A 15,762-nucleotide genomic window follows, 5' to 3' on the forward strand; every position below is an offset into this window, starting at 1 on the left:
TTAAAATATTACTAACAATCTAATAATTCCTCTCTTACTATGATTAAAAAATCTTTACTATTCGCACTAGTTGCATTTTTATTATTAAATACTTCTCTCCTTACTGCACAATGGCAATCCACAGGTTTTGATAAAAGTACCTGGGTGTTAAGACAAGCAGAAAATGGAAACTTAATTGCTGCCGAAGATATTTATCCTGAATTAGGTGGGATTTACATCTCTCAAGATGAAGGAGCGTCATGGACAAAAGCTACTGCTACGGATTATGCCTACACATCTTCTCTTGTAAAAGATGAAAGCGTTTATATGGGCGGTGTAGATTGCAATGTCGCTATTTCACACGACAATGGTGAAACTTGGACCAATGTAAGTTTTAAAGACTTACTTCCTTCTGCCACTGAAAATGATGCCATTTATGCAATGGAATACCACAACGGAAGAGTATATGCTTCCGTTTTAAGTATGGGGGTTGTTTATAGTGAAGACAATGGTGAAACTTGGCATCTTACCGATCAGGAATCTTTATGGGATGTGGACAATCCTGATAACGGAGGGCAGTGGACTTATAGTTTAAAATCTTTTAATGGGGAATTATACAATGTAGGTGCCTTTGGAATTTGGAAATACGATGAAACAGCAGATGTCTGGTCACAAGTGGACGACTACGGATATGCAGGTAGTTCACTAGTTGTTAACGATACTTTTTATGTGGCATACAATGCAGGTGGAATTCCAGATGCGATTAGATATACCACCGACTTCCAGAATTGGGAAACCATGCCAATTCCTGCCGGAATACAAACTACAGTTAGAATTTTAGAATACTACGAAGGCGCGTTCTTTATGGGGCATGTGCACGACGCGGTTTACTATACATTAGATCACGGGGAAACTTGGATTGATTATCGCGAAGAATTCCCTGCGTTCTCCCCTGTGCCGGGAGTCGATCTTTACGGAGTACCGATGAATTTTGTTTTCAATGGAGAAACTATGTATTGCGGAGTATTTTCTAGCTTTGAAGATGTAGGAGGGGTTTATAAAGCTCCAATTCCAGCCGAGGTATTAAGTATAAAAGAACTGCCTTCAACATTAAAAGCAATTGTATATCCAAATCCTGCCAGTGATTTTGTTAACCTTCAGCTTCCAAAAGAACTGGGTAATAAAGCAACGCTAACAATTACCGATGTTATGAGTAGAGTACAGTACCATAAAGCTATTGATAACGGAATAAATAGCACCTTTACAGTTCCTACAAAAAACTGGGCTTCTGGAGTATATCTTTATTATGTTGAAGTAGGAGATTCAAAAACGACTGGCAAGTTTTTGATAAATTAATAACTCATATCCTAAAGCTTTTAGTTATTTACTAACTATTAAAAATCACTCTTTTAGATCTAAAATTGGATGTAAGAGAGTGATTTTTTTTATTACAAAATGGATTTAGAACTTTGGTTAATTCTATAAAAACTGTACCTTCTATAATTTAGATGTTTCTCCATTCATATTTCACACCTAAGCTAAACCAACGTGTTGGCATTGGCACTGCTCCAGCCTCATTGTACGATGCGTTAAATACATTGGTCACTTCAGAATATATTAGAAAATCCTGTAGGTGGTAATTCAGTCGAACATCAGCGATATTGTACCCATTAGCTAACTCGCGCTTTAACCATCTATTTACTAGATTTAAAGAAATGTTTTTGTTTCTATAATTAAGCCCTGCAACAAATTGATGCTTTAAAGACTCTAAGATATATTTAGATTGATTGTCGGATGATGTCTCTATAGAAGGGTTCAGGTAATTATAGCTCACTTGGTATCCTATAGACTGATTGTTTCTTAGGGTAAAATCTTGTTTAAGCCTACCGAATATTCCGTGCATCTTATTTTCACCGAAGTTAGTTGGTGAGTATGGTTCAGAAGAATCATTTCTCATCCAATCGATGAAGTCTGTAATACTTCTGTAAAAATAGCCCGCTTTTGCCTGAAAATTATTCTTGGCGTATTGAATATTTCCTTCGTAATTCCAAGCATTTTCAGGTTGAAGTAATTCATTTCCAACATTCCCTGGACGTTGATCTAAATATAAGTCTGTAAATGAAGGAATTCGCTGTCCCGAACCAATACTTGTGGAAACCTTCCAATTATCATTTATTTGATAGGCCAAATCTATTCCTGGATATAGCTGCCATCCGAAATCGGTATTGTAATTTGCGTAAACTCCAACTGAACCCTGCAATTTTTCACCTATACTGCTCTTTAATTCTCCATAAGCTCCGTGGTTATTTCGATTGTGTTGCCCGATATTTGAACTGTTTATCTGTTCTAATCTCGATTCCCAGCCAAACCCAAAAGTTCCTATCTTAGTTTCAAGACTACTATTAAATTCAAGCATCAAAGCGTTGGTGTAGTGTTGTGAACGAGCTTTGCTTAAATCGTCTTTATAAAAACGGTAGTCGTCTTCTCCATATCTGTTACTAATACGTGGAGAAAAGCTAAAATTACCAAGTTTATGTTTTGAAGAAATACTAAAAATAGACGATTCTACTAACTCCTCTGAATTGACATCGTAAGGAGCAGCGTAAAATCCGTTTGCCCCAAACAAACTCGTAGTGTAACCCGCCATTGCGTGAAGGCTGTTGTTTATGTTAATATCATAATTGCCATTGTAAAATAACCGAGTATTTTTTGAACCTGAATTGTAACGCTGTCCGTTGTAATTACTTTGGGAAATAGAGATTAATTGGCTTTGTTTTTCAGTGCCATAAATTCCTGTAACCTCAATAGATCCACCTCCGTAAATTCCTGAACCATCACCTTCCTCTTTGCTTTTAAAAGAACTTCCTGCTTTCACATCTGCAGTGACCGACGAATAATTTTTATTTTTAGTAACGATATTTACAGCTCCAGTAAGGGCATTTATTCCGTATACTCTAGCTGCTGCACCCCTCAATACTTCAATATGATCTATCGCACTTATTGGAATAGGAATATTCATCATATTATGAGCTGTTTGGGAATCAAGCATTTTAACTCCGTTTATAAGCACTAGCGTTTGCTCTGAAGTGCCACCGTCGATAGAAATATCTGTCTGTGTTCCAAACGGGCCACGCTGACGGATATCCACTCCGCTTATATAAGATAAGACTTCATTGAGGGATTTGGCTGGAAGCGCTTCAATTTGTTTTTGGGTTATAACTTGAATATCCCTACTTACTTTATTAAAAGGTGTTTCAAGACGATTTCCTCGAATAACAATTTCTTCTAAAGTGTTTTGTTGCAGTTTTGAAGCTGCAATACTATCATTCTCCTGAGTAAACCCAGTGATCGAAAATACTGACGTTAATCCTAAAGCAACTAATGTGTTTTTCATAAATATTTTTTAAACTATACTATTTCTAAAATTGGGCGCAAAGGTTCGGATTAAACCATTAATTTTGGTAGTCCATATTGTAAATAATGAGTAGTCCAGTTAAAGTTCGATTTCAGTCAATTATAAAAATAGATCGCAGGAGTAAAGAAGCCATCTATATGCAGTTTGCGTATCAGTTTATCAATGCAGTAAAACGCAATTATTTAGAAGCTGGAGATAAACTTCCTGGTAGCCGAAAAATAGCAGAAGCGCTACAGCTTCATCGCAAAACAATAGTAGCCGCTTTTACCGAACTTCAAGAGCAAGGTTGGGTAAAAACGCTTCCTGGCATTGGAACCTTTGTTAAAAACCCTGAAAGTTCTAGAAGTAACGCATTAAAGCAGAACGCATTTAAGCAACCACCGAAAAAGGCTGATTTTCGGTTCAGGAAAGATTTTATTTTAGATACTCCTTTGGAAGGAAATGTAGAAGAATATTATTTCACCGATGGCACACCCGATTATCGAATAATTAATTCGGAAGAACTTGTTCGATTTTATGCTTCTGTTTTAAAACGAAAGAACAAATTGAATCCACATTCTAATTCGAATGATGAAAATGTATTCTTTAGAAACCAACTAAGCAATTACATAAATCTAACTCGCGGCTTTCATCTTTCAAGGAATTTTCTTCTTCCTGTTTCTGGCGTGGAGCAAGTACTTTCAATCTTATCGCGATTGTTGATTAATTCAGCCGATATTGTTTTGGTGGAAGAACTCAGTTATTTTCTCCCTAATATGATATTTAATCAAGCGGGAGCAAAATTGAAAACCATTCCTTTAGATGGAAATGGAATGGATATAGACTTTATTAAAAATAACTTTAAAGCAGGAGAGATTCGTTTGGTTTATATAAATACTAGGTGTCAATACCCCACTAGCGTTAACCTTTCTGAAAATCGAAAGTCTCAGTTATTAGAATTGGCAAAAGAGTATAATTTCATCATTATTGAAGATGACACCGATTTTGAGTTTTCAATGGAGAAAAGTAAAAGTGATACGCTTTTTGCTAAAAACGGTGGAAATTGTGTGATATATATGGGCAGCTTCGGGAAGTTTTTACAACCTGGATTTCAAATGAATTTCATAATCGGACCACAAGATTTACTAAAAGAAGGAGCGAAGTACCTAAATGTCTTTGGAAAAACCGATTTAATGAAGCAAAAAGCTTTAGGAGAAATTATCCATCAGGGTGACATTCACAGATATCAAAGAAAATCTAAAAAGATACTTACAGAAAGAAAAGAATTATTTGCAAACCTTTTAACTTACCACTTCGGAAAAAAAATTGAATTTAAAATTCCAGAGTCGGGTTTAGCTTTTTGGATTGAGTTTAAAGAAAACATTTCTCTTGTATTGTTACAGAAAGAAGCACGAACAAGAGACTTGTTTATTCCGAGTCTATGCCTCTACCAAAACCGTGATTTAACAGCTTTAAGATTGTCTTTTGCACATTTAAACGAATATGAAATGGAAAAAACATTATTAATACTCAAAGATGCTTTTAACGAGGTTTCTATCTCTAAAATAGAACTTTAGTTTACATTCTTAATTGCCTATTTTTATTGAAAATAGGCTTTAAACATTAAACCTTACATTTACTAGAATTTAATTCTCAATATTGCAGCACTGAATGTCTAAGCTTCCAAAACAACATAAATTCCTAGACTTATCCGACTATGGCCGCCCGATAGCTAAAGCCATTGCCAACGCCTTAAAAAACACTTCTATTACTCCAATTCATGTGACTATAAGTTTTATAATCGCTGGCCTTTTTGGGGTGTATTGCGTGGTTCAAGGCTATTATTGGTTGGCTGCGTTCTTTCTGATTTTAAAATCAATTTTAGATGCTGCCGATGGTGAATTAGCTCGAGTAAAAAAACAGCCTTCATATACTGGCCGATATTTAGATTCTGTAGCCGATATTATTTTGAATGCTATACTATTTATAGCTATCGCCTATATTACTAACGCCCCTTGGTATCTATGTGTTCTAGCCTTTTTTGGTTTACAATTGCAAGGCACGCTTTACAATTACTATTATGTTATTCTGCGGAATAAACTCAATGGAGATAGCACCAGTAGAGTGTTTGAAAAAAAAACGCCAATAGCCTTAGAAGGAGAGCAGCAGAAATACGTAAATATTCTGTTCGCACTATATAAGTTTTGCTATGGAATTTTTGATCAAATTATTTACACGCTTGATCGAAAAGCGAGCCAAAGTAGCTTATTTCCAAATTGGTTTATGACGGCGATTTCAACCTTCGGTCTCGGTTTTCAATTATTGTTAATAGCACTAATGTTGAATTTAAATCTTAAGGAGTTTATTCTTCCGTTCTTTTTATTGTACACCATAATGGTTTTCGTTTTTATCGCTATTAGAAAACTGATGTTTTAGGCAATCTTTTGTTGAAGGAAGGAATTCAAAATATTTTTTACAGATCTCTACTTAACGAATTGGTAAATACCGTAAAGCTTTATTCGTATAATATGAAATTTGAAAGTAGACCTATCTTGTTTCAAATTTTTTTTTAGAATTTTACTTCTAAAAGTGAAAGTAATAATAAGTGCACATAATTATTTTAATTTTCGATTAATTTGATAATTTAAAAATGTAACGATATGGGTATTTCCTTATTATTTAGTGCCATACAAACTGCCGAAAAGATACTTACAGGAATAGGAGAGGAGCCGGACTTTTCGTTTAGTCCAGATTTTTTATTCAAAATTTTATTAGCTATAGTTGCTGGACTATTAATAGGTTTGGAGCGAGAGTATAAAGGAAAAGATGCTGGTTTAAAAACCAATATGTTAGTGGCAGTGGGAGCCTGCGTGTTTGTTATCCTATCTTTAGAGTTTCAAGGTGGGAAATTTATAGATCTCACCCGAGTATTAAGTCAGGTAGTTACAGGCATTGGTTTTTTAGGAGCAGGAGTAATTCTTAAAAAAGGAGGAACAGTACAAGGGTTAACTACAGCGGCTACAATTTGGTGTAGCGCAGCCGCCGGGTGTTTAGCTGCTTTATACTTAGTAACCGATTTAGTATTACTTACCTTAGCGGTACTGCTTGTAAACTTAATTTTTGGGGTTATTGGTAAAAAAGTAGGTTGAGCTGCCCTTCAAAAATCATTGTCGATATTAAGACAATCAACCTATAATTATGTGAGTATTCTCCTTATTGCTAAATAAACTCACTTTATATTTTACACCCTAATCCTTTTTATATGGTGACTTTTTAATGCTTTTAGGTTCACTATATCCCACAGGATCGTTTGATTCGGGCACATCTTCGGCATCATCTTTCTCAGGCTTTTTTACGGTATCGGGTTTTGAATTTGGTTCAGCGGGGGAATCTTGCTTTTCGATGTCTTGTTCATTTTTAACTTTTGGGTCGAGCATTGGTGTTTTTTTATTTTTCATAATTCGAAACATTTATAAGATTAATAATTACTTCAAAACCTGTCAAATAAATTTCTTTAAATTGAATTGATGGGTTTGTATATTCAACAATCTATTAAAACTTTTGCGCTTAACAATTCTAACTAACATATTTTAACACGGATATAGAGAAGATAGTTAAATTGTTAACTTTTTTGCGAAAAAAAATCTTTTTAGAATGGAATAAAACTCTTTGACTGTAAGCTTAGTCTTGCAATGTTAAAAAACTTCGATCACGAATAACGCGCTTTTTCCAATAACCAGTTTTGAAGTAAGTAAAAGCACCAATAGCTGCTATTATATTGGATATCGGGAATGACCACCAAATACCTTCGGGGCCCATTTCGAATGTATACGAAAGCAAATAAGCTAATGGGAATCGCACCAACCACAGACTCATTATAGAAATAAACATAGAGGCTTTTGTAAATCCTGAACCGTTAAAGGTACCGTTCATTACCTGCTGTAGTCCGAGAAAGCCAAAACTCAGCGACATTATTTTTATAAATAAAGTTCCATCTTGAATTACCTCTGGATCTTCTGGAATAAAAAAGGTTGTTAAAGGTTCGGCAACTAAAAACAATAATAATCCTAATCCAGTAAAACCAAAAAAAGATACTTTAGCACTTAAAATAGCGGCTTTTTCGGCGCGTTTTATCTTTAGTGCTCCAATGTTTTGTCCCACCAAAGAGGTAGTTGCTATTCCTAGTCCAAGCGCAGGAATTACGATAAAACTTAACATACGAGCTCCAATTCCGTAGGCGGCTACTATATCGCTTCCAAAACTCGTAACAATCACCATCATAAACGTCATCCCCAAAGCACGAGTAGACTGCTCTATACTTGCTGGAAAACCTATATTAAAAGTTCTTTTTAAGTTCTCCATGTTGAAGTACATAGATGATAGCGAAATTTTAATTCCGTGTTTGCCTCTAAAAAGAATAATTAAGCCAATTGTGGAAGCCATAGCCTGAGTAGCTACACTTGCAACGGCAGCACCAGCTACCCCATATCCGGGAACAAATCCATAACCATATATAAAAAGCGGATCTAAAACGGCGTTTAGAATTACGGTGAACAAAACGATATACACGGGCAACATTACATTTCCTATTCCTCGCATGAGGGATTGGAATATGAAAAATAAGAACAGAAAAACAAATCCTAAAGAGGAAACCTTAAAATACTGTATTGAGTCGTCTATTATATCAGGACCGGCACCAATTAATTCCATTAAAGGGGCAGCGGCAAAATAACTAATGATTGCTAATACAATAGAAGTTAAAAAAATAAAAAATACACTTTGAGACGAACTAAAATCTACCTGTCGTTGATTTTCAGCACCTTTGTACCGCGCTACCAATACGGTTCCTGCCAAAGTAAGTCCAGCACCCAGCGAGAGAACTAAAAATAGTAAAGGGAAACTTAAACTTACAGCCGCAACAGCATCCGCCCCTAGGCGTCCTAACCAAAAGGTGTCAATTAGCTGATAAGCAGATTGAAGAATATTGGCAAAAATTATTGGCAGCGCTAAACTTATGAGTGAACTAAGTATTTTCCCTTCTGTTAACTTATTCTTTTTAGTAGCAGTCATTTTGGCAAAATTATAATAACCTTCTCGAAGACATACCTAAATTACTCTTAATACTTATAAGATTACAGTTTGCAAAAAAGAAATTGCTTGTTTCGAATTTCAGAAATTGAAATCCTAATTAACTGTTTCAATATCGCTAAGCATGAATTCTGTAAACTCGGTTACTGTTGGTGTTTTTCGCTTAATTATTGATTCTCCAATTTAAGAATCCTAGATTCGAGTTTAGCATTTGCGTTTTCAAGAGTTAGAATTCTATTTTCTAGCTTTTTAAACGCTTCAAATTTTTTCTCCGTTTTAGTTTCTAGTTGCTGTATTCTTGCCTCCTTGTTAGGGTTCATATTACAGCCATAAAGTCCTAAAGATATTAAGCTGATAAGAATTGTTTTTTTCATAATGCAGGATTTTGATTTTTTGAATATTATTTATACAGTTTTTCTGGGTAAATACTTATTCTATAATAGTGTTTGTACTCTTGTTAGCAATAACTTTATTCGCTAAACGAGTTCGCTATCAGCGTACATAATTCCGCATATTCTTTTCCATCATAAACATCTGGGCTATTTCTGCTTATAAAATGGTATCGATCGTCGATTAAGATTTCTAAAATCCATTCCTCTCCGTCTAAAACCATATTGGGGTCGTGAGTTTCAATACTCCAAAAATCAATATTTTCAACTTTTTCAATTATTTCTTCCCATTTTTCCAAGGCTACCTTCTTTGTTTTGTGTTTAATTCTCCTACCTGCTTTATAGCCACCAAGTCCTTTTGTTTTATTGTATGTGATTTTTATCACCTTATCTTTCTTCTCTAATCTATAGGAATAAGGATTGGACCAAGTGCCTAAATGCGTGAACCTTATAATCTTTTTTTGTTTATTCGTCTTGGTGTATAAGATAGGTTCTCCAAGACTATTAAGGTGTTTTGAGTACCATTGGTTAGTGAATTCACTAAGAGAATCATTAGGCCCTGTGTAAATCCACGGATTGATTTCTCCAGATTCTTTTTGTTTCTCCTCAAACTGCACCTCATCATATGTGGGAAAGTAGTAAGAACCAAACTTGATGGGCTCATATTTAATGTCAGGATATATTATTCTACAGCTAGAAAGTAATAGGAGAAATATAGAATATTTTAAAATGGAATTTTTCATTCAAATTATGGGATGCGTATAATATAATTGCGCAGCAGCGCGGGTATTAATAGTTGTTATTTATATAATTCCGACACTTTATTTAAGTCCGTTGAATTATTTATTTCGTAAAAGTAATTTAACTGCCACTTTTGAGTTTTTTTAGCTTGCTTATTTTCTGCTTTGTCCCAGATAGGATAAACTCTAAACCCTCTTTTTCCGTCTTTTAGTTTTGTTGCTATTATTCCTTTATTAATTAATTCAGATTTTGGAAATACAAATTGCCCAAGATTATTTTCCGAATTTACATTTATTACATAAAAGTCAACCTTGTCATTTTCGTTAAAAGGTTCTGTTATTCCATCATTATTTCGTTTCCAGAAAGTTACAAATTGTCCAATTTTTTTAGGTGTAATTTTAGAACTTCTACAAATAATATTCATTCCGTTAAGTTTGAATTGGCAAGCATCATATTCTTTTCCTTCTGGTTCTTTTTTTAAGTCCGAAATTTGAAGAGAACATTTGACGTATATTTCTCTTTCAATCTTTTTTAAATTGCTGTTCATTTTAATGTTCTCTCTATTTATTTGTATGGGATTGTTGGGTTTTATTGGGGTATGGTTTGGTAAATGCTAAATCCGAATTTCGTGATGATGCCCTCGAAAGTTTCGGTTCTTAGGTAGCGGGGTGGTTTATGGCTAAATGATTTTGCGGTGTTTTACTACTATGTATGAACGGGGAATTAGGAGGGGAACGCGATGCAATCGCGCACTATCGAAGTAATTAGACAGAAAGGTCGATATAGGTAGTTTACATTGATTTTTCGTAAGCTTCTTTAATCCATTTCTTAAGTTCACTGTCAATTTCGTTCGGTTCAGATATTTTTACTCTATGAGTACACATAGTTCCAAATGGTCCCGAATTCTCAAGTCTTTCGGTGGTAGGTTTATCTTTGAGCTTAAAACCTAAATCGATTCTAGTTTTAGTAGCCGGTTTAATTAATACAAATTGTCTTTTCCGTATAATGCTTACACTTCCTTTTTTTGGGGTTATAGTCACATCGTCCCCTAATGATTTAATATATGTAATGAGTTCCTTATAAATTGGAATTAAATTTTCTTTACCTCTATATTGATTTTCAATAAGATCTTCGGAAGAAGTATTTTCATCCTTAGAAAGCGTTACGATGGTATTGGCAAATCCGTGAGTTACATTATGCTCAGTTTTTAGAAATTTTACACCTTCTGAATGCTTGGCAAAAGATTTTTCTTTTAAGATTGCTTTCCATTCGCTTAATGATTTTCCTGTTTTTTCAGGCATATTGTCAATCATTGTTTTGAGAGCTTTGTCCATAGGAATATGTTTTAGATTCTTCGGATTTTAGTGGGTCATGCTTTCCGGTGAGAGTGATTGCATGATTTGGCTACTAATTTAACCAATTCAAACCAAATAGACACTAGCGAAGTGAGCTGAACGAAACAAAATCACAATATATTAAAGCTAACGCTTTATACTACCTCGTTTTCCATTAAATATCACTATATCACTTTTACTGTTAATATCTTTTAACATGGATTATTTCCAAATTAATGGAAATAATCCATAGTTTTGTATTGTTCAATTTATAGTTTTAGCGAGTAGGAAATCAATGGAAAAGTCAATTTTACATTTAGATTTAGATACATTTTTTGTTTCGGTAGAGCGACTTTTAGATAGTCGTTTATTGAAACGTCCTGTTCTAGTTGGTGGTATTGGGGATAGAGGAGTGGTTGCTGCTTGTAGTTACGAAACTAGAGGATTTGGAATACACTCCGGAATGTCGATGAAAATGGCAAGGCAGCTGTGTCCAGAAGCTATTGTTATAAAAGGAAATTCTAGCACCTATATGAAATATTCGGATATGGTGACCGAAATTATAAAATCTCAAGTTCCCGTTTTTGAAAAAACTAGTGTAGATGAGTTTTACGCCGACTTAACGGGTATGGATCGTTTTTTTGGAAACTATAAATTTTCCAAAGAACTCCGACACACTATTATTAAAGAAACAGGCTTGCCAATTTCATTCGGCCTTTCCAAAAATAAAGTGGTTTCTAAAGTGGCTACTGGAGAGGCAAAGCCTAATAATCAGATTAAAATTGATTCTGGTTTTGAGAAAGATTTTTTAGCTCCTCTTGCTGTTCGTAAAATCCCGATGGTGGGAAAAGTTACAAGTCAACAGTTGCGAAACTTGGGAATCCACGAAGTCCGCACCCTTCAGAATATGCCTGTAGAAATGTTGGTTTCGGTGTTGGGTAAAAACGGAAGACTTATTTGGAATAGAGCCAATGGTATTGATAAAACCCCAGTGGTGCAATATAGCGAACGAAAATCTATATCTACCGAACGAACCTTTGATAAAGATACCATAGACATTAAAAAACTTGAAGCTAGTTTAACTGCTATGGGGGAGACACTCGCTTATCAATTGCGGTTGGGCAATAAGCTTACAAGTTGTGTTTCGGTTAAAGTACGGTATTCAGATTTTAGCACTTATAGCAAACAATTAAAAATTCCTTTTACGAGTGCCGATCATATTTTAATACCGCTTATTCACAGTCTCTTTAATAAAATATATCAAAGGCGAATTTTGGTGCGATTAATTGGTGTTAATTTCTCACATCTTACTGGGGGGCATTATCAAATAAACTTGTTTGACGACAATTTAAAGAATTTGAATTTATATGCATCACTCGATAAAATTAGAAATCGATTTGGCAGCGGAGCTGTAATGAGAGCTTCTACGCTAGATGTAAAATCTATTCGTAGCAATCACAATCCTTTTAATGGCGAACCTCCTTTGTTGTTGGCACATAGAAAGCAATAAATGTATACAAATTGTCACAGTTACTATTCATTACGCTACGGTACCATTTCAGAAATTGAGCTTCTGGAATTGGCGCAGCAAAATGATATTGACTCGTTTGCGCTTACCGATATTAACTCCACTTCTGCTTGCTTGAGCGTGCTTAAAAATGCTTCAGCATATAATATCAAGGTTTCGGTAGGTGTCGATTTTCGAAATGGAATAAATCAGCAATATGTTGTAATTGCAAAAAGTAATTTAGGGTTTCAATGCTTAAATGAACATTTAACCGAATACTTACATCAAAAAAAAGACTTTCCTGATTTATGTCCTAGCCTAAAGGATTGTGCAATTATATATCCATTTGAAAAGGTAATGGAGTTGGAAAAAACTTCATTTAAGGAAAATGAATATATAGGGGTGTCTGTGGTGGGGCTAAGAAAGCTGAAGTTTTCGAAATATCGGAATTATGAAAATTTAATTATTCAACAAACGGTTACATTTCGCGGGCAAAGAGATTATAACGCTCATAGATTATTGAGAGCAATTGGGTTAAACACTTTGTTAAGCAAACTACCTGAAGAAGAACAAGGTTTAAAAACTGATAAGATGTTTTCAAAAGTAGAAATATTAAATCACTTTGAAGAATTTCCTCTTGCAATTGAAAACACTAAGAGTCTACTTTCTGAAACAAGTGTAGCTTTCAAATTCAATTCTGAAAGAGAGAATCAGAATCAACAGTGTTATTTGGATGATAAAGATGCTGATTTTAATTTTTTGAGAAAATTGGTTTTTGAGAATCTCGAAAAACGATATCCAAATCCTGATCAGGTTGTTTATGATAGAATTGAAAAGGAGCTTAAAGCTATTAAGGAGATGGATTTTGTATCCTATTTTTTAATTAATTGGGATTTATTGCAATATGCAAAGTCGAAAAATTACCCTTATATAGGTCGTGGAAGTGGTGCTAATAGTGTAGTTGCTTATATTATTGAAATCACAAACGTCGACCCGATTGAGCTCGATCTTTATTTTGAACGTTTCATCAATATATATAGGTCTTCACCTCCCGATTTCGATCTAGATTTTTCTTGGCGCGATAGGGATGATATTACACGGTATATCTTTCAGAAATTCCCAAACACTGCATTAATGGGCACTTATGTTACATTTAAATACCGGGCAGTAGTACGAGAGCTAGGTAAAGTTTTTGGAATTCCAAAACACGAAATAGATGCATTTTTACAAAGTGGAAAAACGGCTTCCAAAACGGATGAATATTTTCAACTAATTGTGAAATACGGGAAATTAATAAGTGGGTTTCCAAATTATTTAAGTGTTCATTCCGGAGGAATTTTAATTACGAATAAACCTATCAACTATTTTGCTGCCACATTTATGCCGCCAAAGGGCTTTCAAACAGTTCAGATTGATATGAATATATCTGAAGATGTTGGCATTTTTAAATTTGATATTCTAGCGCAACGAGGACTTTCTAAGATAAAAGAATGTCTGGAAATTATAAAGTACAATCAGCCTGAAGCAGAAGTAGCAGATATTAATCAGGTTTATCAATTTAAAAATGACCCTAATATCAATGAATTGTTGAAAACTGGAGATTGTATGGGCGTTTTTTATGTTGAGTCTCCTGCCATGCGTGTTTTAATGACCAAATTGCGCACGCAAGATTATCTAGGTCTGGTAGCTGCAAGCTCGATTATTAGGCCTGGAGTAACCAATGGCGGAATGAAAAATGAATATATAATTAGGCACAAATTCCCCGAAAAGCGAAAGAACGGTCATCCTGTTTTATTAGAAATTCTTCACGAAACTTATGGGGTAATGGTTTATCAGGAAGATGTTTTAAAAGTAGCGCATTATTTTGCGGGACTGGATTTGGGGGAAGCAGATGTATTGAGAAGAGGGATGAGTGGGAAGTCTAGATCTAAGGAGGAATTTATCGCTGTTGAGAAAAAGTTTAAGAGTAATTGTCTGCAAAAAGGGTATTCGGAAGAACTAACAATGGAAGTGTGGAATCAAGTAAGTGCTTTTGCGGGTTACGCTTTTGCTAAGGGCCACTCGGCATCCTATGCTGTAGAAAGTTATCAGAGCTTATATTTAAAGCGATATTTCCCTTTAGAATTTATGGTTGCCGTGCTTAATAATGGTGGTGGATTTTACTCTATTGAAACCTATGTACAAGAAATAGTTCTACAGGGTGGAATTGTAGAAAAACCATGTATAAATAATAGTTTTTATGAAACGATAATTCAAGGTAAAACCATCTACTTGGGATTTGTGTTAATACGCGATTTGGAGGAAAGGGTAGTGGAGAGGATATTAAAATCGAGACAATTGTATGGCGATTTTGAGGACTTTGATGATTTTATAGATCGTGTACCTATTGGTATCGAACAATTAATAACATTAATACGAATAGACTGTTTTAGGTTTACAGGAAAAGATAAGCATCAAATAATGTGGGAAGCTCATCTTAAATCTTCAAAAAACAAGCTTGATGATACTGCATTATTGTTGTTTAAGCCTAAGCAAGTAAATTTTACATTGCCAGAAATACTTACCAATCATTTAATTGACGCTTACGATGAATTGGAGTTAATAGGTTTTCCATTAAAGGGGTATTTCAATTTAATTCAAAAAGACAACCTGCCTAATTGTTTGGCTAAAGACATTCCCTATAATATAGGAAAGCGTATTTCTATTTTTGGTAAGTTGATTACCGCCAAGCAGACAGGTACTAGTAAAGGCGATATTATGATTTTCGGGACGTTTATCGATTACGAAGGAGTGATTTTTGATACAGTTCACTTTCCTGAAATTGCGCGGAAGTATTCTATAAGAACAAACGGAGTATATTTGATTACAGGAAAGGTAGTTGATGATTTAGACTACTTATCTATTGTTGTAGAAAAAATAAAATTTCAAAATCTTTTACCAGACCCACGGCAATCTGGAATTGAGAACTCTAGTAAGAATATTATTTTTTAACAGTTTAACTATTCTTCTGAATCGTTTTTCGTATTACCAATTTTCCCTGCTCTCTTATCTTTTCGATATTCTCTTTCTTGCGTAGCATTATTTTTTTCAGGATCTACAGGTCGTTGTTCGGGGCGGGTATTATTTTCTTTATCATCCATAATTTTAGATTTAGGTTTTTAAGTATTAGATATTCAAAGCATCAATTTTACCTATAAAGTATAAAATTATAAAATTAAGTCTATAAGACCAATAGAGATTAAACTTCCAAATTTTATTAAAATCCAAAAATATTTCCAATTACAAGGTTTGAGAAAATTATAAAAAAGAAGCTGTCTAAAAGCTACGAAA

Annotated in this window: 14 protein-coding genes; 6 read left to right on the forward strand and 8 right to left on the reverse strand. The window is 34.4% G+C overall.

The window, feature by feature from the left end; genetic code table 11:
* Window positions 1-39 precede the first annotated feature (39 nt).
* On the forward strand, window positions 40-1,335 hold the full coding sequence (locus tag K8344_RS07775) for a T9SS type A sorting domain-containing protein (protein ID WP_237608169.1): 1,296 nt from the start codon (window positions 40-42) through the stop codon (window positions 1,333-1,335).
* A 148-nt stretch (window positions 1,336-1,483) separates the two neighbouring features.
* Here K8344_RS07775 and K8344_RS07780 read toward each other — a convergent pair whose 3' ends face one another.
* Window positions 1,484-3,373: a TonB-dependent receptor plug domain-containing protein gene (locus K8344_RS07780; protein WP_237608170.1), complete on the reverse strand. Its 1,890-nt coding sequence runs from the start codon at window positions 3,371-3,373 to the stop codon at window positions 1,484-1,486.
* A gap of 86 nt (window positions 3,374-3,459) precedes the next feature.
* On the opposite strand from K8344_RS07780, the gene K8344_RS07785 reads away from it, so the two are divergent.
* From K8344_RS07785 to K8344_RS07795, 3 genes are all read left to right on the forward strand, one after another.
* Window positions 3,460-4,950: an aminotransferase-like domain-containing protein gene (locus K8344_RS07785; RefSeq protein WP_237608171.1), complete on the forward strand. Its 1,491-nt coding sequence runs from the start codon at window positions 3,460-3,462 to the stop codon at window positions 4,948-4,950.
* Between the two features lie 94 nt (window positions 4,951-5,044).
* Entirely contained in the window at window positions 5,045-5,809 is a 765-nt protein-coding gene (locus tag K8344_RS07790; protein WP_237608172.1) for a CDP-alcohol phosphatidyltransferase family protein, read from the forward strand.
* A gap of 224 nt (window positions 5,810-6,033) precedes the next feature.
* On the forward strand, window positions 6,034-6,522 hold the full coding sequence (locus K8344_RS07795) for an MgtC/SapB family protein (RefSeq protein WP_237608173.1): 489 nt from the start codon (window positions 6,034-6,036) through the stop codon (window positions 6,520-6,522).
* A gap of 99 nt (window positions 6,523-6,621) precedes the next feature.
* Here K8344_RS07795 and K8344_RS07800 read toward each other — a convergent pair whose 3' ends face one another.
* The 6 genes from K8344_RS07800 to K8344_RS07825 all read right to left on the reverse strand — a co-directional run bounded on the left by K8344_RS07800 (window position 6,622) and on the right by K8344_RS07825 (window position 10,925).
* Complete coding sequence (locus K8344_RS07800) at window positions 6,622-6,831, reverse strand: hypothetical protein (RefSeq protein WP_237608174.1); 210 nt, start codon at window positions 6,829-6,831, stop codon at window positions 6,622-6,624.
* Between the two features lie 223 nt (window positions 6,832-7,054).
* Entirely contained in the window at window positions 7,055-8,443 is a 1,389-nt protein-coding gene (locus K8344_RS07805) for an MATE family efflux transporter (protein WP_237608175.1), read from the reverse strand.
* Between the two features lie 185 nt (window positions 8,444-8,628).
* Window positions 8,629-8,835 (reverse strand): hypothetical protein, encoded by a 207-nt coding sequence (locus K8344_RS07810; protein ID WP_237608176.1) that lies wholly within the window; start codon window positions 8,833-8,835, stop codon window positions 8,629-8,631.
* Between the two features lie 95 nt (window positions 8,836-8,930).
* The gene (locus K8344_RS07815; protein ID WP_237608177.1) at window positions 8,931-9,593 is read right to left on the reverse strand and encodes a hypothetical protein; all 663 of its coding nucleotides are present in this window, start codon (window positions 9,591-9,593) and stop codon (window positions 8,931-8,933) included.
* A gap of 56 nt (window positions 9,594-9,649) precedes the next feature.
* Entirely contained in the window at window positions 9,650-10,138 is a 489-nt protein-coding gene (locus tag K8344_RS07820; RefSeq protein ID WP_237608178.1) for a MepB family protein, read from the reverse strand.
* Between the two features lie 244 nt (window positions 10,139-10,382).
* Window positions 10,383-10,925: a DUF4287 domain-containing protein gene (locus K8344_RS07825; RefSeq protein WP_237608179.1), complete on the reverse strand. Its 543-nt coding sequence runs from the start codon at window positions 10,923-10,925 to the stop codon at window positions 10,383-10,385.
* Between the two features lie 295 nt (window positions 10,926-11,220).
* Here K8344_RS07825 and dinB point away from each other — a divergent pair, with 295 nt between their 5' ends.
* Together dinB and K8344_RS07835 are read left to right on the forward strand one after the other, a co-directional pair.
* Entirely contained in the window at window positions 11,221-12,435 is a 1,215-nt protein-coding gene (dinB, locus tag K8344_RS07830) for a DNA polymerase IV (protein ID WP_237608180.1), read from the forward strand.
* On the forward strand, window positions 12,436-15,423 hold the full coding sequence (locus K8344_RS07835; protein ID WP_237608181.1) for a DNA polymerase III subunit alpha: 2,988 nt from the start codon (window positions 12,436-12,438) through the stop codon (window positions 15,421-15,423).
* An 8-nt stretch (window positions 15,424-15,431) separates the two neighbouring features.
* Here K8344_RS07835 and K8344_RS07840 read toward each other — a convergent pair whose 3' ends face one another.
* Window positions 15,432-15,572 (reverse strand): hypothetical protein, encoded by a 141-nt coding sequence (locus K8344_RS07840; protein WP_237608182.1) that lies wholly within the window; start codon window positions 15,570-15,572, stop codon window positions 15,432-15,434.
* Between the last annotated feature and the right edge of the window lie 190 nt (window positions 15,573-15,762).

It is taken from the genome of Aequorivita xiaoshiensis (assembly GCF_022008395.1).
Lineage (GTDB): Bacteria > Bacteroidota > Bacteroidia > Flavobacteriales > Flavobacteriaceae > Aequorivita > Aequorivita xiaoshiensis.